Source organism: Pilosibacter fragilis (genome assembly GCF_032490495.1).
Taxonomy (GTDB): domain Bacteria; phylum Bacillota; class Clostridia; order Lachnospirales; family Lachnospiraceae; genus Pilosibacter; species Pilosibacter fragilis.
Map to the genome: position 1 here is coordinate 136,782 of NZ_JAVYJB010000006.1, position 21,422 is coordinate 158,203.

Here is a 21,422-nt window from a genome sequence, read left to right on the forward strand (position 1 = left end):
TGACTTGTTTAAATATTGTTTTAGACTTCCTGGCATTCTTTTACCGCTTTTGCAAACTCATCCTCATTCATTCCCATAATTGATGCTGCTGTCTTGACGTCGATCTTATGCTCCTGCAGCAGTTTTAAAAGTATATCCATTTTCCCCTGCTGCAGTCCTTCTTTCTGCCCTTGCCGCCTTTCTTCATCCAACATTTCACCAAACAACATATAATTTTCCTCCATTCCCCGATTTTTCTTTAAATCTGTGATCTGTGTCCGAAGTTTCGTGATAAGCAGATCATTTTCTTCCTTTTCCTTCCCGGCATCAGGCTCACCGATCCACTTTAAGAAATGTACAAGTTCCTGTCCTATCCCTGTCTCAATTTTCCCTTTCGTGTTCAGAAAAATCTTGCAGGTTCCATCCTCCAGAAGTTCCCCATCTTCTCTGCAGGTTTCCACAAATGTATACCTGTATCGCTCTCTTCCGAATGGATCAAATGTGCAGATAAAGATCACGATACTCTGCGGCAACCTTGCAAAATCTTCCCCTGTCTTCAAAGCAGCCATATCCATCTGTCCTTGATAATACCTGCTTCTTTTCGGCAGATTTTTATTGTCCGTTGTCTGCATCTCCACATTATAGACCGTTCCATGTTCATCATCCGCATACACATCAAGACGGACACCTCTTGTTTCCGGATTTACAAAGAGAACATGTTCCGCATGAACCATTACTTTTCTTATCGGGATTCCCAGAATCCGCTCCAGCACTCCCCTGCAGCTTTCCGCATCGGACATGACCGCCGCAAACATAAACGCATCCTTAAATTCAAGTTCCTGATATGTTTTTCTCATGTTTTCCTTTCTTTTTCAGGAACCTTTTGTATGATTTTCTTCATTATAAACCAGCTGCGGACCAGTCTCAAGTTATCAAACGTTTAAAATTATAAAGTTTATATAAACTTTAATTTCGTGTAAAAACGACTCTGATATCAATAATGGGACTGCCGTACTAACTGATATGCTAATGCGACAGCCCCAAAAATAAGTTTTTTATTCTATTTTACCACCGGATCCAGATCTTTCCGCCGAATTTCCAGTTTCCGTAGAGAAGCCGGCCGAACAGACACAGGCAGACGGCGGCGAAAAAGAGGAGTGTGAGGCGGTCGGAGCCTGCGAATGTTGTGAGCAGGGCGAGGAAAGAAGTCAGGGCAAGATACAAAAGGTTCATTCCCTGAAAGCGGATGAAACGGTCTTTTTCATGGATCTTATCGTTCTTCTGAATCCGCTCGTAGGACTTTCCTTTTCCCTTTAACAGCCAGGTACCAATCACGGCCCATTCAATCGTTAAAATACAGAGTATATACTTTGTGAACATGTGCTTTCCTCCTTCACTCCATTATTCTATTTTGACTCGTAAAGAACTACACTTCCCTGTGCCAGGCTCTTTTTCACGTCGATCACTCTCTGGTTCGCGCTGCCTTTCCAGTGCAGGGTCACATCTTTTTCCGCTTCAACGAACGGGCCGTCGACGAGAACATCCACATATTTTAAGAACGGGAGGTCTTTGATGTCTTCCCAGAGAAATCCTGTATACAGCCAGATGGTCTTTTCCGGGAATTTTTTGTGGATCTCCTCGATGAGATTTCCTGTCTCCTTCCGGTTCTGCCAGTGGAGCGGGTCACCGCCGGAAAAGGTCACCCCGGAGATCCAGGCTGGGGAAAGTGCCTCAAAAAGCTCCTCTTTCGCTGCCTCATCGAACGGAAGTCCGCCCTTCACATCCCATGTCACCGGATTCTGGCAGCCCGGACAAGCATGGCTGCAGCCTGCCAGCCATAAGACTGTGCGCAGGCCATCACCGTTTAACATGTCCTCTTTTGTTATGTTGTGGTATCGCATTTTCTTTATCCTTTATCTGTATTCTTCAGTGTTCATATTCTTGTTTTTATTGGCATAAAAACAAGAATCTCTCGGAAGTCCGCCCTATACGTCTTTAGGCAGAAAAATGCTTATGCAAGCAAGCTTGCAACACATTTTTATGAGTTCTGTCTCGCTCGTTTGCAGTGCTCATATTCTTGTTTTCATTTACATGAAAGCAAGAATCTCTCGGGCGTTCGCCCTATACGGATTCAGGCAGAAAAATGCTTATGCAAGCAAGCTTGCAACACATTTTTCCGAGTTCTGTCTCGCTCGTTTGCAGTGCTCATATTCTTGTTTTCATTTACATGAAAACAAGAATCTCTCGGGCGTTCGCCCTATACGGATTCAGGCAGAAAAATGCTTATGCAAGCAAGCTTGCAACACATTTTTCCGAGTTCTGTCTCGCTCGTTTGCAGTGCTCATATTCTTGTTTTCATTTACATGAAAACAAGAATCTCTCGGGCGTTCGCCCTATACGGATTCAGGCAGAAAAATGCTTATGCAAGCAAGCTTGCAACACATTTTTATGCCTGAATCCGTGCACTGCAAACTGGTTTTATCACATGCTCTTTCTCTCAGCGATCTCGGCCATCTTCGCATCATTCAGTCTCGTATCGCCTTTTACGCGGGAATAGCTCAGATATCCATTCATCCGGTCGATCTTCGTGAGGTTTTTGCTTCCGCAGACCGGGCACACATCCATATTCAGTTCCTCGTGCCCGCAGTCATCGCAGTAGGACAGGGACAGGTTTACTCCCTCGTAGAATCCCATCTTCATGGCGCGGCGGACCAGGGAGCGGATCGCCTCTTTGTTGTAGTCGATCGGGTACTTCACATACTGGATCTTTCCGCCGTTGGAGAGCTCCCAGAACCGGTGTTCCAGATTCTGCTTCTGGATTGGGGTGATGTCCTCAGTCACATGGCAGTGGAAGCCGTTGCTGACGTACTCGCGGTCAGAGACATTCTCAATGATTCCGTACTTCTTCCTGAACTGCTTTACCTGCAGACCGCAGAGATTCTCCGCCGGTGTGGCGTAGATCGCATAGAGGTTTCCGTCCTCATGCTTAAACTGCTCCACCTTCTCGTTGATATGCTTTAACACCTCGATGGCAAAGGCGCCGTCCTCCACCAGGGATTTTCCGTTATAAAGTCTCTGGAGCTCGTTGAACGCCGTGATTCCAAAGGACGCCGTCGCGGTCTTTAAGAGCGGCTTGATCTTATCGTGAAGCCCCAAATGTCCGCCGTAGAATCCGCCCTCGCAGTAGGCAAGCGGGTTCGTGGAGGCACGCATCTCGCCGAGGTACGCGTAGGTACGGATATGGATCTTACGGATCAGCTCCAGGTAGTAGTCGAGGACCACATAGAAATCCCTGCTCTCCTGTCTCGCCTTCGCGAGGATCATCGGAAGATGCAGGCTCACAACGCCGATATTGAAGCGGCCAACAAACACCGGAACGTCATTCTCGTCCGCCGGTTCCATGCCGCCTCTCTCATACCACGGGGAAAGAAAGGCGCGGCATCCCATGGGGCTTATGATCTTTCCATACTTTTTATACATGCTGGCGATATATCCCTCACCGCTCAATGACAGCCAGTCCGGATACATCGTCTTTGAGGAACACTCGATTCCTGCCTCGAAGACGTCCTCCAGCTCTTTTCCCGGTCCGTGGAGGTTCTCATCATATAAAAATACAAGCTTCGGGAACAGTACCGGCTTCTTGTGGCCTTCTTTTCCCTGACCTTTCTTTCTGACGTTCAGCATCGTGATAGTGGCCATCTTCGCGAAGCGGCTTGTTCCGGTTCCCGCTGTCATGGTGATAAACGGGTAGTCACCGCGGCTGGAGGAAACAGAGTTAAACTTGTACTCCCATCCCTGGAATCCCTGTTCCATCTCGCGCTGAACGTCGTTCCATGCCACTTCTTTTGCCTTCTCCTCATCGAGGCCAAGGTCAATATACTTTGTGATATACTTTCCGTAAGATTTCTCCGCGTAAGGCGCCAGGATATTCTCCACGTTCGGCACCGTAAAACCGCCATACTGCTGGCTTGCGGCACTCAGGACAATATCGCCGATAACGTCAAAGGCCACATCCAGGGTCTTCGGCTCGTTGTACCAGATATTTCCCATCTCAAATCCGCCGCTTAAGACCTCATTGACATCAAAGAGGCAGCAGTTCATCGTATCACGGCGCGCGGACATGTCGTGGATATAGATATAGCCGTCGCGGCATGCCTGAAGTTCTTCAACGGTCATAAAGAACTTCTGGTATAAGGATTTATTTAACTCGTTGAAGATCAGGCTCCGCTTCGTGGAGACCAGGGCGCTGTCGGTGTTGCTGTTTTCCTTGTCGCCAATATACATGATGGACTGGCTCTTTTTGTAGACCTCGTCCAACATCTGGACGAAATCCTGCTTGTAGTTGCGGTAATCGCGGTAACTCTTTGCGACCACCGGATTGACGCGCTCCAGGGCGCCCTCGACGATATTGTGCATCTGGGCGATCGGCACCTCTGACTGGTCCAGTTCCTCCGCCTTCTCCTCCACGAACTCACAGATAAATTTGCTCTCAGCCTTTGAGAAGATTATCATCGCACGGTTTGCGGACTTGTTCACCGCCGCCAGGACTTTCTGGACATTGAATTCTTCTTTTGTCCCGTCTTTCTTGATCACTTTGATCTCACTGCATTTCATGATATGGAATCCTCCTCATCGGTTTCGCTGTTGTCTTCGCTTTCTATTTCTTTCTCTATCTCTGTATTGCTTATGATTGCGCCACTTTCATTCTCTTCTGTTTTTTCCATTCCAGTTTCCGAATCTACCGGTTCTTCTGCCGTCCCCGCATCCTTTTCCGGCTCATCGATCAGATGACCTTCCTCGTCGATTTTAAGGTTCAGCTCCTCCTCGACCTCGCTCCGGATTTCCTCCCGCTGCTCCACATTCATCTCCGGGAGCTGTTCCGTAGATCCGACTCCGAAGCGGCGCAGAAATTCCTCCGTCGTGGCAAAAAGTGCCGGTCTTCCAGGCGCATCGAGACGGCCCGCCTCATACACCAGGTCATACTCCACAAGGCGGTTCACCGCGTGATCCGACTTTACTCCCCGGATCTTCTCGATATCTGCCTTCGTCACCGGCTGCTTGTAGGCGATGATCGCCAGCGTCTCCATCACCACGTCCGACAGCACCTGCTTCTTTGGTGTCGCCGCCACGCGGATCAGATGTTCATAATAGTCGGCGCGGCTGCACATCTGGTAGCTGTCATCGAGACGCACGATCTGCATGCCCGCCTTTCTCTTGTCATATTTCTCCTTCAGGCGCTCCACGGCCTGGATGGCCGTCTCCTCATCCGATTCCAACGCTGCCGCAAGCTGTCGGATCTCCACAGACTGCCCCATGGTAAACAGCACGGACTCCACAACGGACTCCTGCTTTTTCAGATTTTCCACCCTCATTCATTTTCCTCCACAGTGGTATTCTCCTACTCATACTGGTAACGGAACTGTCCGATTTTTTACAGTCCCGCGCAGTAAATGCGCAAACCTACTGAGCAGTTGTGACATCGATAGCAATATCCTCTTCTTCGCCTTCCGGCTCAAGAGATTCTATGCACATGTCGTCAAAGAGATGTTCCTGGGTCAGATGGATCTTCCCCACCTTCATGAGCTCTAAAAGTGCCAGGAACGTCACGACGACCTCTGTCTTGTCGTTCTGCTTTTCCAGCATCTGCCGGAAGCTGAATTTCCGGTGCTTTCTGGCATATCCCAGAACAGAGGTGATCTTGTCCTCCAGACTCACCGGATCTTTTTTAATGGTTCCGAAGGTGCTGCGGACCGGGTCGATCTTATCCTGCTGCCGCTTCATCACCGACTCAAAGATCTTCTGAAGCTTCGTGAGCGTCACCCCGTCCAGGAGCTTATCGAGATCCACCGGCTCCACATATTCCTTGACCTCAGCCGGGATTGTCGGATTCTTGTAGAACACCCGGTCTGCCCCGGACTCCATGTCCTTAAGTTCCTCCGACATCAGACGGTATTTCTTATATTCCAGAAGACGCATCACAAGCTCCGCTCTCGGATCTTCCTCCCCACCCTCCTCGTTCACTTCTTTCGGCAGCAGCATCCGCGTCTTGATGTCGAGAAGCGTCGCCGCCATCACAAGGAATTCGCTGACCACATCCAGATTTTCCTCATCCATCTGACGCACGTACTCCATATACTGGTCCGTGATCTCGGCGATCGGAATATCATAGATATTCACTTTGTTCTTTTCAATCAGATGGAGAAGAAGATCCAGCGGACCTTCAAACTTTTCCAGTTTGTACGATAATTCCATATGCACCTCAAGTATATTTTCAAAGTCTTCCCTTCGGAAAGTCCATGTCCAACAATTCGATATATAACCGCAAAAAAGAATGTGCGTATGCACACTCTTCATCACGCCGTTCACATTTTTGCCCCTACTGCTGCGTATCAGCCCCGCAGAGTCTCACAACGACCACCTGTGGTTTATCATTCAGCCTGATATTGATCGAGTGGGTCCCAAGTCCCCGCCCGACGATCATCCGGCTCTTTTCTCTTCCTCTTCCCGGAAGTTCAAAATATCCCGCGCAGCGCGGATAAAAAAACTGGTACTGGGGTGTCATGACTCCGCCTACAAGCGGAAGCCGGATGGTTCCGCCGTGAAAATGTCCGGAAAGTGTGAGATCCGCTCCCCATGCCGCATACTCCTCAAAAAACAGCGGAGAATGAGCGAGAAGAAGATGAAATTTTTCAGGGTCCGGCTCTCCCAGGGTCTCCTTCAAAAGGCCCTCAGGAATCTCTCCCGATCGTGGCCGATAGGCGCTCTTTGGAAGATCCAGTCCATAGATCCTGATATTGCGGTCGAGATCCGCCGCCTTGTTGGAGAGATAACGGATTCCCGCATCTTCCAGTGCCATCCGGTAATGTTCATAAGTTTCCCCGTAAACATCTGTCTTCCAGACCATCCGGCTCTCATGATTTCCGTTTCCGCAGTACACCGGGAACTCCTTCGCAAGCTCTGTCAGAAGCGCCAGCGGGATCCTGACATCAGAATTTCCCCTCTTTGCGACCATTCCGTCCCCGCCAAAAAGCACGGCATCCGGTTTCACCTTCCGCACGGTCTCAAGCAGACGGCTGTTCTCTTCCCCGAATTCTTTATTGTGGAGATCAGTCAGGAAGACGATGGTCTTTCCCTGTCCGTGGATCTTCTCCGAGGCGATCCGGTACTTTTCCGTTACAAGGCAGTCCCTCTCATACCGGGAACGTGCCAGGCAGCCGGCCCCAAAAGCCATGACACTGGCTGCCAGAAACACTGCTGTTCCCAAATCGGATTACTCCTCCTCAAATACGCGGATCCCGCGCTCAACAACGCCTGCGAATGCCTGTGCATAGCTCTTGTACTCCGGATGCTTTGCGATGATCTTATCCATAACTTCCTTCATCTCTCCGCTGATGATGACGGTGCATCCTGCTGCCTTCTTATTTGTGGAACGGTTCTCGTACACGTCCTGCATTACTTTTACTCTTTCTTTCATGATCAATACTCCTTTTTATTTTTACTGTACCCATGCGCCGTCTGCGCCGACTACATACTTGTTATCGATCGTGGTATTTTTCGCGATCTTTCCCTCCGCGTCGAGATAGAACCACTTACCGGAATCCTGTCTCCATGCGCTCTTTACCATCTTTCCGTTTGTCTCAAAATAGTGCCACTCGGTGCCGAACATCTTCCATCCGGTTACCATCTTTCCGTCCGTATCAAAACCGAAATCAGCGGCATCGATCGTGTAGATCGTTCCTACTGCCTTTGTTCCGTCGGCAAACTCGTATCTCCAGCTGCCGTTATCCTGTACCCAGTGTCCGGCAGTTGTCTGCTTTCCTGCGGATGTGCTTCCGGACTTCTCTGTATTGACATACTGATAGCCATAGTCCAGCATCTTCTTTGTATCCTCATAGTGGGTGCTCTTGGATTTTAAGATCACCGCAACCATACGGACGCCGTTTTTCTCCACGCAGGTCACAAGAGTATTTCCTGCCTTGGAAGTATATCCCGTCTTTCCGCCGACGATTCCCGCATAATATCTGGAATCGTTCGGGTAGAGCATCTTGTGGCCCGGAGTGATGGTTCTTGCCGCAGCTGCCTTTGTCGCCGGGAACTTGTAGCTCAGTGTGGAGTCGATCTCGCAGAGCGTCTTATTTGCGAAGGCCGCAGCTGCGATCTTCGCCATATCGCGGCATGTAGTATACTGCTGATCGGAATTTAAGCCGTTTGGATTCACGAAATGTGTGTTCGTGCAGCCGAGCTCCGCCGCTCTCGCGTTCATGAGCTCCGCGAAGGCGGAAATACTGCCGGAGACATGCTCCGCGAGTCCGTTTGCGACCTCATTGGCAGATTTTAAAAGCAGGGCATAGAGGCTGTCCTTCACGGAGACCTGGTCGCCCTCCACGAGTCCGATCTTCACAGCTCCGGACTCCAGGTTTGTGACTGCTGTCTTTGAGAATGTCACCTTGTCGTCCAGGTTTGCTTTTTCCAGCACGAGAAGCGCTGTCATAAGCTTTGTGGTGCTGGCTGGAGCAAGCTTCTCATCGGCATTCTTCTCGAAGAGAACTCTTCCGTTCGTCACATCGTAGAGGATTCCGGCCTCCGCGGAGATCGTCGGCTTTGCGATGGCATCCGCTGCCGCTTTTGCCTCTGCGCTCACCTGGCTCTGACCGGCTGTGTTTGTTGTATTATTTGATGTATTGGGCTTGCTGTCCTCATATCCCGGACCGCCCTCGTTTCCAGCCTGGGGATTCTGGGTCGTGTTTGTCGTCTGTTTGTTCTGGCTGGTGGCCTGTTTATCGCTGTCCCGGATGATCGTAGCCGCCTGCACCGGCTGTGCCGCAAAAATGGCACATGCAAGTGCGACCGGGATAAATCTGTTCATTTTTCTCATTTTTCTTTCCTCATTTTTCTTTCCTCATTTTCCTTCTCTATGCTACCATAGACCCACCGAAAAAGCTTTGCAATTTTCTGTCGATTTTCTTATGTCGCTTCAAGCGTTCCCGTCTACGTCTCGCGCTGACAGGAACCGTATGTCCGTCTGATACGGGCATATCGCTTATATATCTTCGTCCAGCATACGAATGAGGTCTTCTCTCGTGATACTGCTGAGCGCTCCTGTTCCTTCCGTCACCACGGTATCCGCCAGATCCCGCTTCATCTCCTGAAGCTTCAGGATATTCTCCTCGATGGTGTGCTTCGTGATGAGTTTGAATACGGAGACCTGGTTCTCCTGCCCGATCCTGTGGGCGCGGTCTGTGGCCTGGTTCTGTGCCGCCACGTTCCACCACGGATCGTAGTGGATCACCACATCCGCCGCAGTGAGGTTTAATCCGGTTCCGCCGGCCTTCAGTGAGATTAAGAACACCATCACATCGTCCTTCTGGAACGAAGACGCCATCTGCACGCGGTCCCGCTTCGGCGTGGAGCCGGTGAGCAGGTAGAACGGGATCTTCTCCTTCTTTAAGCGCTTCGCGATGATCTCAAGCATCGATGTAAACTGGGAGAACAGGAGGATCTTATGTCCCGCAGATGTTCCGTTTAAGAGAAGCTCCATACAGGTATCGAGCTTCGCGGATCCACCTTTGTAGCCATCAAAGCATAGAGACGGCTCGCAGCAGATCTGGCGCAGACGCATGAGCTCCGCGAGGATCTGCATCCGCTCTTTTCCGTAATCTCCGTCAGTTCCCTCCATGAGCTGTTCCTTTAAGGAAGCTGCCGCCGCCGTGTAGAGGTCTTTCTGCTCGCCCTCCATGTTGGAGTAGAGAACCGTCTCTAATTTATCCGGAAGTTCCTTTAAGACATCTTTCTTTAAACGCCTCAAAATAAACGGTCCCGTAAGCTTTTTTAACTGAACCAGGGCATTTGGATCCTGGTCCCTCACGATCGGCATCTCAAACGCACGCTTAAACTTCTGTGACGTGAATAAAAATCCCGGCATCAGGAAGTCAAAGATACTCCAGAGTTCCCCAAGATGGTTCTCGATGGGTGTTCCTGTCAGGGCAAATCTCGTCTTTGCCGGAACAGCCTTCACGGATTTCGCTGCCTGTGTGGAGGAATTCTTGATGTACTGGGCCTCGTCAATGATCTCGAAGCGGAATTCCTTTTCATGGTACCAGAGAATATCGCGCTTTAAGAGGTCGTAGGACGTAATGATCACATCCGGGCGCTCCTTCTCATAAGCTGCGAACATCTCCTCGCGCTCTGCCTGGTTCCCCGCCGCCGTCATGATCTTAAGCTCCGGGGCGAACTGGGCAAACTCGTTCTCCCAGTTGTATACCAGGGATGCCGGACACACCACGAGAGACGTGCCGCCGTTCTCTGCCTTTTCATCCAGCAAAAGGGCGATGACCTGGATCGTCTTTCCCAGACCCATCTCGTCCGCAAGGATTCCGCCGAAGCCGTAGGCATCCAGGCTCTTTAACCACCGGTAGCCCACCTTCTGGTAGCTTCGAAGCGTCGATGCAAGGCGTTTCGGTATCTCATAATCGCTGTCCTCCACGTCCTTCATGCCACGGACCACAGCCTTGAACAGCTGGTCGCGGTACACGCTGACGCTCTTATCCTCTTTTAACGCCGCGTCCAGGAACATAGCGCGGTATGCAGGGAGCTTTATCGTGTCGGAACCCACAAGTTCCTTCGCGACACCGAGCTGTTCCGCGATCTTTGCGACCGTGAGAAGTCCGCCATCCCCCAGAGTCAGGAAATCGCCGTTCTTCATCCGGTAAAAGCTCTTTTTCTTTCCGTAAGCCGCCAGCACCGCAGCGAGTTCTTCCCGCGGAAGCGCCCCAGTGTCTACCTCAAGTTCCAGCCATCTTCCCAGCGTCCGTACCTGGACCGATGTGCTCACCGGCGGCAGGACGCGGATCTTCTTGAAGGACTCGGACACGAACACATCCCCGGTATCCATGAATTTCTTCATGCCCTCGGAGATCAGACGATATACCGCCTCATCGTCATTCTTGATCACGAGGTTTCCGGATCCGTCTTCCGTATACTTAAAGTAGGTGGTGATCAGCTGGCTCACCTTGAATTCTCCCGGGACATCCCGGCAGATCTCTTTCGGGACATTCTCGTCCGCCAGCGGGTGAAAGGAGAAATCGCCGTAGGCGAGCTCCGGACGCAGGGTGACGGTTCCAGCGGCATCGCTGTCAAAATAGAAGGAGGCCTTCAATTCCTTCGGGCGGTAGCTCTCGAGATCCACGCCCTCGGAGCGGATCAGTCCGAAAGGCTCCAGCTTTCTCAAAACTCTCTCATAAAAGAGCGGCATGTCCCGGTCATTGACGGAGACTTCATTCTCCGCATCAAGCCCCATGACCATGTATTCAATGAATACGGTCAGGCACTCCGTGTAGTCTGGATCGCAGCGGCAGATCGATTCCTGGTCCGCGATAAATAAGGACTTTTCGCCGGAAAAGGCCATAATGTCCTTATCAACAGTGACCTTGATCCCGTCCCGTCCCTCTTTCTTTACAACAGCGGTAAATGTAGGATTTTCCCGTTTTACCGTCAGCATTCTCTTTTTCTTCCGGTAATCCTCACACTCGATGGTCTGACCGTCCATGATGGCAAAGAACCGCTCTCGTCCGGCTTTTCCCAGGATCAGTTCTTTTAACGCCGGTTCCGCTTCCATGGAAAACCGGCCGTTTCCGCGGTATTGTTCCCTAAAAAAGCCGACACGTTCCATGATGAGAAGCGCCAGCGCCCGGCTCTCCTCATCGAAAGCCTGAAGACTGTGATGGAACGCCAGCCCTTTTCCGTACTGGACAAGGCTCATGGTTTCCATCGCCTTCGCGAAGGCTGTCAGATCCTTCACCGGGTACTGTTTTTCACGGCCCACCGTGAAGCGGACCCGCACCTGGTCTCTTGAGATCGTAACGATAGGGATCAGACGGTAATGTCCCTCCTCGGAGGCCCCCATGATCCGGCTCACCTCGCGGTTCGTGTACTCCCGGACCATAAACCGGACTTTCTGGGATGTGGAGACCGGATGTTTCGACTCCCTGCTCTCTCTCCGGAGCCATTCCGCAAGCAGGGCATGGGCATGCGGGCACATGGGGATCCCGTCGGGTCCCTGTGTGCAGGATACTCCGCAAAAGCCGAGATTTCTTCCCGTTTTACTGATATGCGAACAAGAGTAGTCAAAATTCTGACTACCCTTGCGCAGGATACGGACACGGTATTCATCTTCCCCGTCCATGACGGTTCCCCTGATCTCTGTCTCGCCTTTCCAGAAGGTTTCGGCAGTAAGTTCCGTTACTTCCATATCATTCCGTCCCCCCGGTTTGTTTTATTGCTTTCCAGCCCTGAAACGGATCGTTCCGCACTTCGTGCTCCCACGATCCTGACTTCATTCGCAATCCAGCCTGTCGGCTTACTTGCTCATGAAGTTTTGCCTGTCATATGTCTATGCATCTGTGCAGGCAAGCCTGCCCTTCTGCATAGCCGCATGACAGGCTGTTTCATCACATCCGTTCCGGTGCGCTGAATCCCAGAACGTTAATGCATGTCATTAACACATCACGTGTTAACGTAACAAGGCTGATGTAACCCGCCTGTTTCTTCTTGTCTTCCTCAGCGATGATCTTCGTCTCATGGTAGAAGTGGTTTAACGCGTTGGAGAGCTCGTAAATGTAAGCACAGATCTTATGCGGCGCAAGCTCCTCGAAGCAGGTAAGCATCACATCGCTGTACCGGGAGAGGGCGAGCATTAAGGTCTTCTCCGGCTCTGCGGACGGTGGAAGAACATCGCCATTCTCTGTATTTTCACAGGTGTCGCTGTATTTCTTTAAGATGGAGTTGATCCTCGCGATCGTGTAGAGAACATACGGACCTGTATTTCCCTCGAAGGAAGTAAATCTGTCGATATCGAAGACATAGTCCTTTGTGGCCTGGTTTGAAAGATCACCGTATTTTAAGGCGGCGAGGCCTACGATCTCTGCTGTCTTCTTTGCCTCATCCTCAGAAACGGTACGGTTCTCCATGATACGGTTGTAAGCCGCCTCATCGATATCCGCGATCAGGTTCTCAAGACGCATAACGCCGCCTTCTCTCGTCTTAAACGGCTTTCCGTCCTTTCCATTCATAGTACCGAAGCCGACAAAATCCATCTTCCGGTCTGCCGGAACGATCCCTGCCTTCTTTGCGACACGGAAGACCTGTGTAAAGTGGAGTTCCTGACGCTTGTCCACTACGTAGATATAGTGATCCGGCTTGAAATCTTCTTCTCTCTCAACGATGGTCGCAAGGTCGGAAGTCGCGTAGAGGGCCGCACCATCGGATTTTCTTACGATACACGGCGGAAGTTCCTTTGTATCAGTCGGCTCTGCGATATCTACAACGAGGGCCCCCTGGCTCTCATATGCAAGTCCTTTATCCTGGAGGTCCTTGATCAGGCCCGGGATATACGGCTGCGCGTCGCTCTCACCTTTCCACAGGTCGAAATCCACGTCAAGGTTTGCGTAGTTTCTCTTTAAATCTTTTAAGGAAACATTCATGATATGCTTCCAGATCGCGCGGTACGGCGCGTATCCGCTCTGAAGCTTGAAGGTCGCCTCCTGGGCGCGCTCCTTGAATGCCTCGTCAACCTTGGATTTTCCGCTGGCTGCCGGGTAGATTTCCTCAAGCTCAGAGATCGTAAACGGCGCTTCCTCCGGATACTCTCCGGTAAAGCTCTCGTCAAAGTACGGAAGTTCCGGCTTTCTGTCCTTTAATTCCTCGATGATAAGGCCCATCTGGAGTCCCCAGTCACCGAGATGAACGTCTCCGATGACCTTGTGGCCCACAAAGCGTCCCATGCGCTTTAACGCCTCACCGATCACCGCGGAACGGAGATGTCCGACGTGGAGCGGCTTTGCGACGTTTGCTCCGCCGTAGTCGATAACGATTGTCTCCGGCTTCTCGACCTCGTCCATTCCGAGCTTCTTTGCACCCTTCATTCCGTTCATGTAGCCGGAAAGGAAAGCCGGGTCTAATTTCAAGTTGATGAATCCCGGCATAACGGCATTCACTTCTTCAAATACTTCGCTGTCTTTTAACTGTTCTACTACACCGTTCGCGATATCGATCGGTTTCTTTTTATATGTCTTTGCGGCTGCCATCGCGCCGTTGCACTGGTATTCGCAGAGATCCGGGCGGTTGGACAGAGTCACTTTTGCAAAGTTCTCATCGTAACCGTTCGCCGCAAAAGCTTTTTTCATCTCATCCGTGATGATATCCAGAATTTTTTTCATCTGATTTTCTCCTTTTTTAGCGTGCCAGTCTGCATCATTTTCCCGCGCCATACCAAAAACATGGCAATTGCAGACACAGACTTATACAGTAACTATCATTATACCGTATCGCGGTAGAAAAATCCATAGTTCTGTTGATATTTTTGTTATCGTCCACGCATGACATAAACAGGAACCGATCCTGCCGATAGTTCGAATTTCAACGCGACAAAACCCACGACTGTCACTGGATTGTACGGCATTTTCACTCCAGAAACCTCCTGCCCGTGTGCAGAAAGAAATAGGAGCTGTTTTCGGTTATGGTCTGAACACGTCATGGGCAGGCATATTGGGGAGGAACAGCGAACTGCCAGGTTTCAAGGAAAGACCTGGCAGTTGAAAATATCATCTTATCTTTTACGCTTCCCCGATCACGCTCGTCGCGAAATTCACCGAAGCCATAGCGTCCTTACAATAGGCATCCGCCCCGATGGCATCTGCATACTCCTGTGTCAGGACTGCACCGCCAACCATGACCTTCACCCATGGTGTATCCTTCCGGAGCGCCTTGATGGTGTCCTCCATTGCCGGAACCGTTGTCGTCATGAGGGCACTGAGTCCCACCACCGGCACGTGCTCCTTCACCGCCGCTTCCACGATGGTCTCTGGCGGCACATCGCGTCCGAGATCCATCACGTCAAAACTGTAGTTCTCCAGAAGAACCTTCACGATATTCTTTCCGATATCGTGAATATCGCCTTTAACTGTGGCGAGGATCACTTTTCCCTTTTTCTCCTGAACCTCACCGCTGGCCTCCATGGACTCTTTCACGACGGCGAACGCTGCCTTCGCCGCCTCCGCACTCATCAAAAGCTGCGGGAGGAACACGGTTCCGGCTTCAAAGCCTTTTCCTACCTCGTCGAGGGCCGGGATCATATCCGTATTGATGAGCTCTAAGGCATCCGTGTCCTTCAAGGCGAGTTTCGCTGCATCGGCTGCCGCCTGAGACATTCCCTTTACAATGCTCTTTTTTAACGCAGATCCGGTATCTGCCGCTCCTGTGCCTGTGCCGGACGTATTTCCGGCTCCATTGCTGTTTCCTGCGCCTGCCGCTCCACTCACCCCGGCTGCCTGGTTCACCGCCGCCGCCTTTAAGATCTCTTTCTGTCTCTTCTTCTCCGCTTCCTTCGGACCATAGATTCCCACATATCCCGCGCAGTTCTCATCCTGAGCTGACAGCACAAGGAAGCTGTCATAGGCCTGCATCATAGCTTCCAGATTCGGATTCACGATCCCCGCGGAAAGTCCGTTCTGCATCGCGAGAAGGAAGAAGGAGGCATTGATATTCTCACGCATCGGAAGGCCGAAGGACACGTTGGAAACACCGAGGACTGTCTTTCCTCCAAGCTCGTCCCGCACTCTTCTCACGGTCTCCAGCGTTGTGAGCGCCCCGTTCTTATCGGAGCTCACCGCCATGCAGAGACAGTCCACGAGAATATCCTTTTTCGGGATCCCGTAGGATGCCGCAGTCTCGTAGATTTTCTTTGCAACAGCGATCCTTCCGTCCGCGGTCTCCGGAATTCCATCCTCATCGAGAGCCAGGGCAACCACCACGCCGCCATAATGCTTTACCAGCGGGAAGATCTGCTCCATGACCTCTTTCTTTCCGTTTACCGAGTTGATCAGCGGTTTTCCGTTGTAGATCCTGAGCGCCCGCTCCATGGCCACCGGGTCGGAGGTGTCGATCTGAAGAGGCAGATCCAGAACACCCTGAAGTTCCTTCACCACATCCACCATCATCTGGGGTTCATCGATCCCCGGAAGTCCCACGTTGACATCCAGAACATCGGCGCGGCTCTCCTGCTGGGCAACACCCATGGATAAAATATAGGTCAGATCCTTATCCTTCAACGCCTGCTTGAATTTCGGCTTTCCCGTCGGGTTGATCCGCTCCCCGATCAGGATCGGTCTGCCGCCGAATGTCACCGCGTGGGAGTAGGAGGAGATCACCGTGCGGTTTTTGTCCGTAATTTCACAGACAGGAATATCATCGCAGGCAAGCTTTGTCTTATGGATGTGTTCCGGTGTCGTTCCGCAGCAGCCGCCGAGTACCGTCGCCCCGTTTCTCGCCATCTCCTGCATCGCCGTGGCAAACTCATCGGCATCGATATCGTAAACGGTCTTTCCACCCTCGCTTCTCGGCAGTCCCGCATTTGGGTTGACGAGGATCGGGATGGAGGACACCTTCGCCATATCTCTCATAAACGGCAGCAGCTGGATCGGCCCGAGACCACAGTTTAAACCGATCACATCGGCTCCCAGTCCCTCTAAGAGTGCCGTCACAGACTCCACGTTGCCCCCGGTCAGCATTTTTCCCTTTTCATCCAGCGTGACGGTCGCAAATACCGGCAGATCACTGTTCTCCTTCGCCGCCAGGACTGCTGCTTTAAGCTCATATCCGTCGCCCATGGTCTCGATGATCACAAGATCCGCGCCAGCCGCTTTTCCGATGAGGACTACCTCTTTATATGCCTCATAGGCGTCCTCAAACTCCAGATCACCGTATGGCTTTAAGAGTTTTCCCGTCGGTCCCATGTCCAGAGCCGCGTAACCATGTCCGGCCGCCGCGATGGCGTTTTTTGCATTTCGAACCGCCGCCGTCACGATCTCTTTTACGGAATATCCATCCTCCGCTTTAAATTTAAAATGGTTTGCGCCGAAGGTATTCGTCGTCACCACGTCAGATCCCGCATCGAGGTACTCCCTGTGGATCTCAGTAATGATCTCCGGTCTGGAAAGATTCCATGTCTCCGGGAGTTCGCCCGGCTTCAGACCCCGGGCCTGTAAAAGACTTCCCATACCTCCGTCAAAATAAATCCGTCTCTCCCTCATCAGTTCCAGAATTCCCATGGCTCTCTCCTATCTTCTTCAACTTATCTTCTGAAGGCGCAGTCTTTCTTTCCGCACGCCTCGCACCCCTCGATCACACAGGCTGCCGGTGTCCGGCTCACCCCGATCACCGCTGTCACCGATTTCGAGGGCAGCATCAGAAATCCCTCTGTCAGTGTGATCCCGATCCTCTTTCCTGCCTCCAGTCCGTCAAGGATCTGTTTCTGGACCGATAATGGGAAATCCCCGTAACCCGGTGAAAATCTTGGTCTCAGATAAAGACCTTTTTCCAGATATTCCTTTTTCCACCCGGCATTCAGCTCATTGCAGTAAGCCTCCACCATCGCTGCCGCCGCTGCCTGCATGACCACTGCTTTTGCGACCGAAAGCTTTCCGTACCGGGCGAGAAGTCTGTCTACCTCCGCCCCCACGGTGGCCGCCATCACAAGCACAGACTCACAGCCGGACAGGTTCTTTTTTAAGTTTGCGCTCTTTACCCGGAAGCAGCCGCCATCGATGGTTCCGTCCTCTTCCACAGAGAGCGGATACTCCCGCACGAGGTGTCTGAACTCCGCCGCGCGTTCTGCTTCCCGGATGCATTCCTCCAAAAGCCGTTCCGTCTCCGGATCCGGTTCATGTTTTCCAAGCCCCAGATATCGGAGCGCTTCTTTTCTGTCCGTCTGCATGATTTGAACGAGTTCCTTCCTTATTATAATAGATCGTATAACCGGCAGTTAAGCTTCCCATAACCAGAGGTTAAACTATTTCTCTTCCTATGATCTGTCCGCATATTCTTTCCCTGACAGATCTTTATCAGCATATCACGTCCGATCCGCCATCGTCCAATATATCCGCCATGTGTCTGGTTATAGTTTTTTCTTATTGCCATTCAGCATGCTACATGCCTTCAAATTTCCGGATCTCCTCCAGATATTTCTGTCCCAACGGGCTCAGGGCGATCCCTTTTCTCTTTAAGTATCCGATAGTCATGACCTCGTCGGACTTTAATTTCACCGCCCAGTAATCGGAACCGTTTAAATTATCACAGAGGATGCCGGAACAGAGGGTATATCCGTTAAGGCCTACCATCAGATTTAACAAGGTTGCCCGGTCATTGGCCTTGATCAGCTGTTTATAGCTGTAGGTGCTCAGCACCTCCTCCGCAAAATAGAAGGAGTTGTAATTTCCCTGTTCAAAGGAAAGACACGGATACTCCTGAAGCTCCTCGATGGTGATCTCCTTCTGGTTCGCTAACGGATGGCCTTTCCAGAGATATACATAGATCCCGCAGTCCATAAGCGGGCAGAATTCCAGGTCGGACTCATCGAAAAGCTTTGTGAGCACTTTCCGGTTGAAATCGTTCAGATACAGAATCCCGATCTCACTCCTGAACGTCTTCACATCCTCAATGACCTCATAGGTCTTCTCTTCCCGGACCGCGAACTCGTACTCATCCATACCGAACTGCTTTACCATCTCGATAAACGCGTTTACCGCGAAGGTGTAATGCTGCATGGAAACGCCGAATTTCTTCTTCACGTTCTTTTTCTCAATATATCTGGATTCCATCAGCTTATACTGTTCCGTTACCTGTCTCGCGTAGCCTAAGAACTCCTGTCCTTCCGGTGTCAGGACAACGCCGCGGTTGCTTCTCTTAAAAAGCTCTGTCCCGATCTCATTTTCCAGCTCCTTGAGCGCCAACGAAAGGCTGGGCTGGGATATGAAAAGAAGCTTCGCCGCTTCATTCATGGAACCGGTGTCCGCGATGGTGATCACATACTTTAACTGCGTCAGCGTCATAACACGTCTCCTTTCGGGTGGATCCGGGCCTGTTGTTTTCCCTTCCCGGCTCCTGATATGTCAAATTTTATCCACTGTGAGTCATTTTGTCAATCCGAACCGCCATTCCGCAAAGGCACACCGGCTCTGGTCGTTGCGGTCCGTGCGCTGCAGAGCCAAACTGCAACAATTTTTTCGTTAAAAAATAAATTTGCTTGACATTTTGAAACAAACTCCCTATAATTCAAAATAATCTTTAACCGCTTCACTGCAACTCGACAGAGCGTTGAACGGTTATCATGATAACAAGTTCCAGAGGAGGAATCAATTATGAAAAAAAGAGTTTTAAGTTTAAGCCTTGCACTTGCAATGGCGGCTTCTTTAACTGCCTGCGGAAGCTCATCTTCCACAACCGAGACAACTGCCGCTGCAGCAGCTGACGCAACAACAGCCGCTGCTGGCGCTTCCAGTGAAGCATCTTCCGGCAAAGTATTCAAGATCGGCGGTATCGGCCCGGTCACAGGCGCGGCTGCTGTATATGGTCTCGCAGTTAAGAACGGCGCACAGATCGCTGTTGATGAGATCAACGCTGACGGCGGTATCAACGGATACCAGATCGAGTTTAATTTCCAGGATGACGAGCACGACGCCGAGAAATCCGTCAATGCCTACAACACATTAAAAGACTGGGGCATGCAGGTCCTCATGGGAACTGTAACCTCCGCTCCGTGTGTAGCTGTTGCAGATAAGACGAATGCTGACAATATGTTCCAGATCACACCGTCCGGCTCCTCTGTTGAGTGTGCGCAGAACCCGAACGTGTTCCGTGTATGCTTCTCCGATCCGGATCAGGGTGCTGCATCCGCAACTTACATTGCTGAGAACAAGCTTGCGGAAAAGATCGCAGTGATCTACGACAGCTCCGATGTATACTCCAGCGGTATCTACGAGAAATTCGCTGCTGAGGCTGCAAACCAGGGTCTTGAGATCGTGGACGCCGAGGCATTCACTGCAGATTCCAACAAGGACTTCTCCACACAGCTCCAGAAGGCAAAGGACGCAGGCGCTGACCTCGTATTCCTTCCGATCTACTACACAGAGGCATCCCTGATCCTCAAGCAGGCTGACACCATGGGCTACGCTCCGAAATTCTTCGGCTGCGACGGTATGGACGGTATCCTTCAGGTTGAAAACTTTGATACAAAGCTTGCTGAAGGTTTAATGCTCTTAACTCCGTTTGCTGCTGACGCTCAGGATGAGCTTACCCAGAAATTTGTAACTTCTTACAAAGAGAACTATGGCGAGACTCCGATCCAGTTCGCTGCTGACGCATATGACGCGATCTACGCGATCAAAGCTGCCATGGAAGAGGCTGACATCACACCGGATACATCTGTAAGCGATACCTGCGATAAGATGAAAGAGGCTATGTTAAAGATCAAAGTCAATGGTCTTACCGGTGAAGACATGACATGGACAGAGGATGGCGAACCGCACAAGGCACCGAAGGCTGTCAAAGTCGTAGACGGCGCATATCAGGCGATGTAATCGATCATTTAAGAATGGCATCATGTTAAGAGGATTGTCGCTTCGGCAATCCTCTTGTTTCTTTCACGGCCCTGCGTTGTGATGTGCCTGAACTGTTCCCCGAAAAACTGGCCCACAGCTAATGAAAGCATACCGAGGTGTAAAATTTATGACGGGTTTTATCAACTACTTAATCAATGGAATCAGCCTTGGCAGTGTCTACGCGATCATCGCGCTTGGATACACCATGGTCTATGGAATCGCGAAAATGTTAAACTTCGCCCATGGCGATATCATCATGGTCGGAAGCTACGTGGTCTTTATCACGACACACAGTATGGGAATGCCGGTCTTCTTAAGCGTTCTCCTTTCTGTCATCGTGTGTACCGTGCTCGGTATCGTCATTGAGCGTGTCGCCTACAAACCGCTGCGTGACGCTTCTCCGCTGTCCGTCCTGATCACGGCTATCGGCGTCAGCTACTTATTACAGAACGTCGCTCTCCTCTTATTCGGAGCCGACACAAAGTCCTTTACCTCTGTCGTAACGATCCCGGCTCTGAAGTTCGCGGACGGTGCCATCACAGTGACCGGTGAGACTCTCGTGACGATCGTTTCCTGTATCGTGATCATGATCGGACTTACCACCTTTATCAACAAGACGAAGGCCGGACAGGCCATGCTCGCCGTATCGGAAGACCGCGGTGCCGCCACCCTGATGGGGGTAAACGTAAACGGAACCATCGCGCTCACATTCGCGATCGGCTCCGCCCTCGCTGCCGTGGCCGGTGTCTTACTCTGCTCCGCCTATCCGTCCCTGACTCCTTACACAGGATCCATGCCCGGCATCAAGGCCTTCGTGGCAGCCGTATTCGGCGGAATCGGTTCCATCCCCGGCGCGTTGATCGGCGGAATCCTTCTGGGAATCATTGAGATCCTGTCAAAAGCATATATTTCTTCCCAGCTCTCCGACGCGATCGTATTCTCCGTCCTGATCATCGTCCTCTTAGTACGTCCGACCGGAATCCTGGGCAAAAAACTGAACGAGAAAGTGTAGGT

General features: G+C 51.3%; 16 protein-coding genes. 2 read left to right on the forward strand and 14 right to left on the reverse strand.

Features of this window, described 5'->3' with window-relative positions:
* Positions 1 to 20: 20 nt before the first annotated feature.
* The 14 genes from ABCW45_RS07635 to ABCW45_RS07700 form a co-directional block, all read right to left on the reverse strand.
* On the reverse strand, positions 21 to 836 hold the full coding sequence (locus ABCW45_RS07635; protein ID WP_343220584.1) for an Rpn family recombination-promoting nuclease/putative transposase: 816 nt from the start codon (positions 834 to 836) through the stop codon (positions 21 to 23).
* 208 nt (positions 837 to 1,044) lie between these two features.
* Positions 1,045 to 1,359 carry a hypothetical protein gene (locus ABCW45_RS07640; RefSeq protein WP_015554113.1) on the reverse strand — a complete coding sequence of 105 codons (315 nt, stop codon included), beginning with the start codon at positions 1,357 to 1,359 and terminating at the stop codon, positions 1,045 to 1,047.
* 26 nt (positions 1,360 to 1,385) lie between these two features.
* Positions 1,386 to 1,880 carry an anaerobic ribonucleoside-triphosphate reductase activating protein gene (nrdG, locus tag ABCW45_RS07645; protein ID WP_015554112.1) on the reverse strand — a complete coding sequence of 165 codons (495 nt, stop codon included), beginning with the start codon at positions 1,878 to 1,880 and terminating at the stop codon, positions 1,386 to 1,388.
* Positions 1,881 to 2,460: 580 nt separating this feature from the next.
* Positions 2,461 to 4,593, reverse strand: a complete 2,133-nt coding sequence (nrdD, locus tag ABCW45_RS07650; RefSeq protein WP_015554111.1) for an anaerobic ribonucleoside-triphosphate reductase — start codon at positions 4,591 to 4,593, stop codon at positions 2,461 to 2,463.
* On the reverse strand, positions 4,590 to 5,351 hold the full coding sequence (scpB, locus tag ABCW45_RS07655) for an SMC-Scp complex subunit ScpB (RefSeq protein WP_343220585.1): 762 nt from the start codon (positions 5,349 to 5,351) through the stop codon (positions 4,590 to 4,592). Before scpB ends, nrdD begins: the two co-directional genes overlap by 4 nt.
* 88 nt (positions 5,352 to 5,439) lie before the next feature.
* Positions 5,440 to 6,231: a segregation and condensation protein A gene (locus tag ABCW45_RS07660; RefSeq protein ID WP_343220586.1), complete on the reverse strand. Its 792-nt coding sequence runs from the start codon at positions 6,229 to 6,231 to the stop codon at positions 5,440 to 5,442.
* Between the two features lie 124 nt (positions 6,232 to 6,355).
* Positions 6,356 to 7,243 carry a metallophosphoesterase gene (locus tag ABCW45_RS07665; protein ID WP_343220587.1) on the reverse strand — a complete coding sequence of 296 codons (888 nt, stop codon included), beginning with the start codon at positions 7,241 to 7,243 and terminating at the stop codon, positions 6,356 to 6,358.
* Between the two features lie 6 nt (positions 7,244 to 7,249).
* Entirely contained in the window at positions 7,250 to 7,453 is a 204-nt protein-coding gene (locus ABCW45_RS07670) for a hypothetical protein (RefSeq protein ID WP_015554108.1), read from the reverse strand.
* A gap of 21 nt (positions 7,454 to 7,474) precedes the next feature.
* Positions 7,475 to 8,854, reverse strand: a complete 1,380-nt coding sequence (locus ABCW45_RS07675; RefSeq protein WP_117504679.1) for a serine hydrolase — start codon at positions 8,852 to 8,854, stop codon at positions 7,475 to 7,477.
* Between the two features lie 165 nt (positions 8,855 to 9,019).
* Positions 9,020 to 12,226: an SNF2 helicase associated domain-containing protein gene (locus ABCW45_RS07680; protein WP_343220588.1), complete on the reverse strand. Its 3,207-nt coding sequence runs from the start codon at positions 12,224 to 12,226 to the stop codon at positions 9,020 to 9,022.
* A gap of 199 nt (positions 12,227 to 12,425) precedes the next feature.
* The gene (gene argS, locus ABCW45_RS07685) at positions 12,426 to 14,192 is read right to left on the reverse strand and encodes an arginine--tRNA ligase (RefSeq protein WP_343220589.1); all 1,767 of its coding nucleotides are present in this window, start codon (positions 14,190 to 14,192) and stop codon (positions 12,426 to 12,428) included.
* A gap of 396 nt (positions 14,193 to 14,588) precedes the next feature.
* On the reverse strand, positions 14,589 to 17,081 hold the full coding sequence (locus tag ABCW45_RS07690; RefSeq protein WP_343220590.1) for a homocysteine S-methyltransferase family protein: 2,493 nt from the start codon (positions 17,079 to 17,081) through the stop codon (positions 14,589 to 14,591).
* A gap of 23 nt (positions 17,082 to 17,104) precedes the next feature.
* Entirely contained in the window at positions 17,105 to 17,746 is a 642-nt protein-coding gene (locus tag ABCW45_RS07695) for a vitamin B12 dependent-methionine synthase activation domain-containing protein (RefSeq protein WP_117504687.1), read from the reverse strand.
* A 211-nt stretch (positions 17,747 to 17,957) separates the two neighbouring features.
* Entirely contained in the window at positions 17,958 to 18,860 is a 903-nt protein-coding gene (locus ABCW45_RS07700) for a LysR family transcriptional regulator (RefSeq protein ID WP_015554102.1), read from the reverse strand.
* A 309-nt stretch (positions 18,861 to 19,169) separates the two neighbouring features.
* Here ABCW45_RS07700 and ABCW45_RS07705 point away from each other — a divergent pair, with 309 nt between their 5' ends.
* Entirely contained in the window at positions 19,170 to 20,387 is a 1,218-nt protein-coding gene (locus ABCW45_RS07705; RefSeq protein ID WP_117567600.1) for an ABC transporter substrate-binding protein, read from the forward strand.
* A 148-nt stretch (positions 20,388 to 20,535) separates the two neighbouring features.
* On the forward strand, positions 20,536 to 21,420 hold the full coding sequence (locus ABCW45_RS07710; protein WP_021904194.1) for a branched-chain amino acid ABC transporter permease: 885 nt from the start codon (positions 20,536 to 20,538) through the stop codon (positions 21,418 to 21,420).
* Positions 21,421 to 21,422: the final 2 nt, after the last annotated feature.

Excerpts from the sequence above, each read along its gene's own strand:
- argS (WP_343220589.1), bottom strand. The coding sequence starts at position 14,192 with ATGAAAAAAATTCTGGATATCATCACGGATGAGATGAAAAAAGCTTTT.
- ABCW45_RS07670 (WP_015554108.1), bottom strand. The coding sequence starts at position 7,453 with ATGAAAGAAAGAGTAAAAGTAATGCAGGACGTGTACGAGAACCGTTCC.
- nrdD (WP_015554111.1), bottom strand. The coding sequence starts at position 4,593 with ATGAAATGCAGTGAGATCAAAGTGATCAAGAAAGACGGGACAAAAGAA.
- ABCW45_RS07695 (WP_117504687.1), bottom strand. The coding sequence starts at position 17,746 with ATGCAGACGGACAGAAAAGAAGCGCTCCGATATCTGGGGCTTGGAAAA.
- ABCW45_RS07635 (WP_343220584.1), bottom strand. The coding sequence starts at position 836 with ATGAGAAAAACATATCAGGAACTTGAATTTAAGGATGCGTTTATGTTT.
- nrdG (WP_015554112.1), bottom strand. The coding sequence starts at position 1,880 with ATGCGATACCACAACATAACAAAAGAGGACATGTTAAACGGTGATGGC.
- ABCW45_RS07690 (WP_343220590.1), bottom strand. The coding sequence starts at position 17,081 with ATGGGAATTCTGGAACTGATGAGGGAGAGACGGATTTATTTTGACGGA.
- ABCW45_RS07640 (WP_015554113.1), bottom strand. The coding sequence starts at position 1,359 with ATGTTCACAAAGTATATACTCTGTATTTTAACGATTGAATGGGCCGTG.
- ABCW45_RS07660 (WP_343220586.1), bottom strand. The coding sequence starts at position 6,231 with ATGGAATTATCGTACAAACTGGAAAAGTTTGAAGGTCCGCTGGATCTT.
- ABCW45_RS07700 (WP_015554102.1), bottom strand. The coding sequence starts at position 18,860 with ATGACGCTGACGCAGTTAAAGTATGTGATCACCATCGCGGACACCGGT.
- ABCW45_RS07680 (WP_343220588.1), bottom strand. The coding sequence starts at position 12,226 with ATGGAAGTAACGGAACTTACTGCCGAAACCTTCTGGAAAGGCGAGACA.
- ABCW45_RS07705 (WP_117567600.1), top strand. The coding sequence starts at position 19,170 with ATGAAAAAAAGAGTTTTAAGTTTAAGCCTTGCACTTGCAATGGCGGCT.
- ABCW45_RS07710 (WP_021904194.1), top strand. The coding sequence starts at position 20,536 with ATGACGGGTTTTATCAACTACTTAATCAATGGAATCAGCCTTGGCAGT.
- ABCW45_RS07675 (WP_117504679.1), bottom strand. The coding sequence starts at position 8,854 with ATGAGAAAAATGAACAGATTTATCCCGGTCGCACTTGCATGTGCCATT.
- scpB (WP_343220585.1), bottom strand. The coding sequence starts at position 5,351 with ATGAGGGTGGAAAATCTGAAAAAGCAGGAGTCCGTTGTGGAGTCCGTG.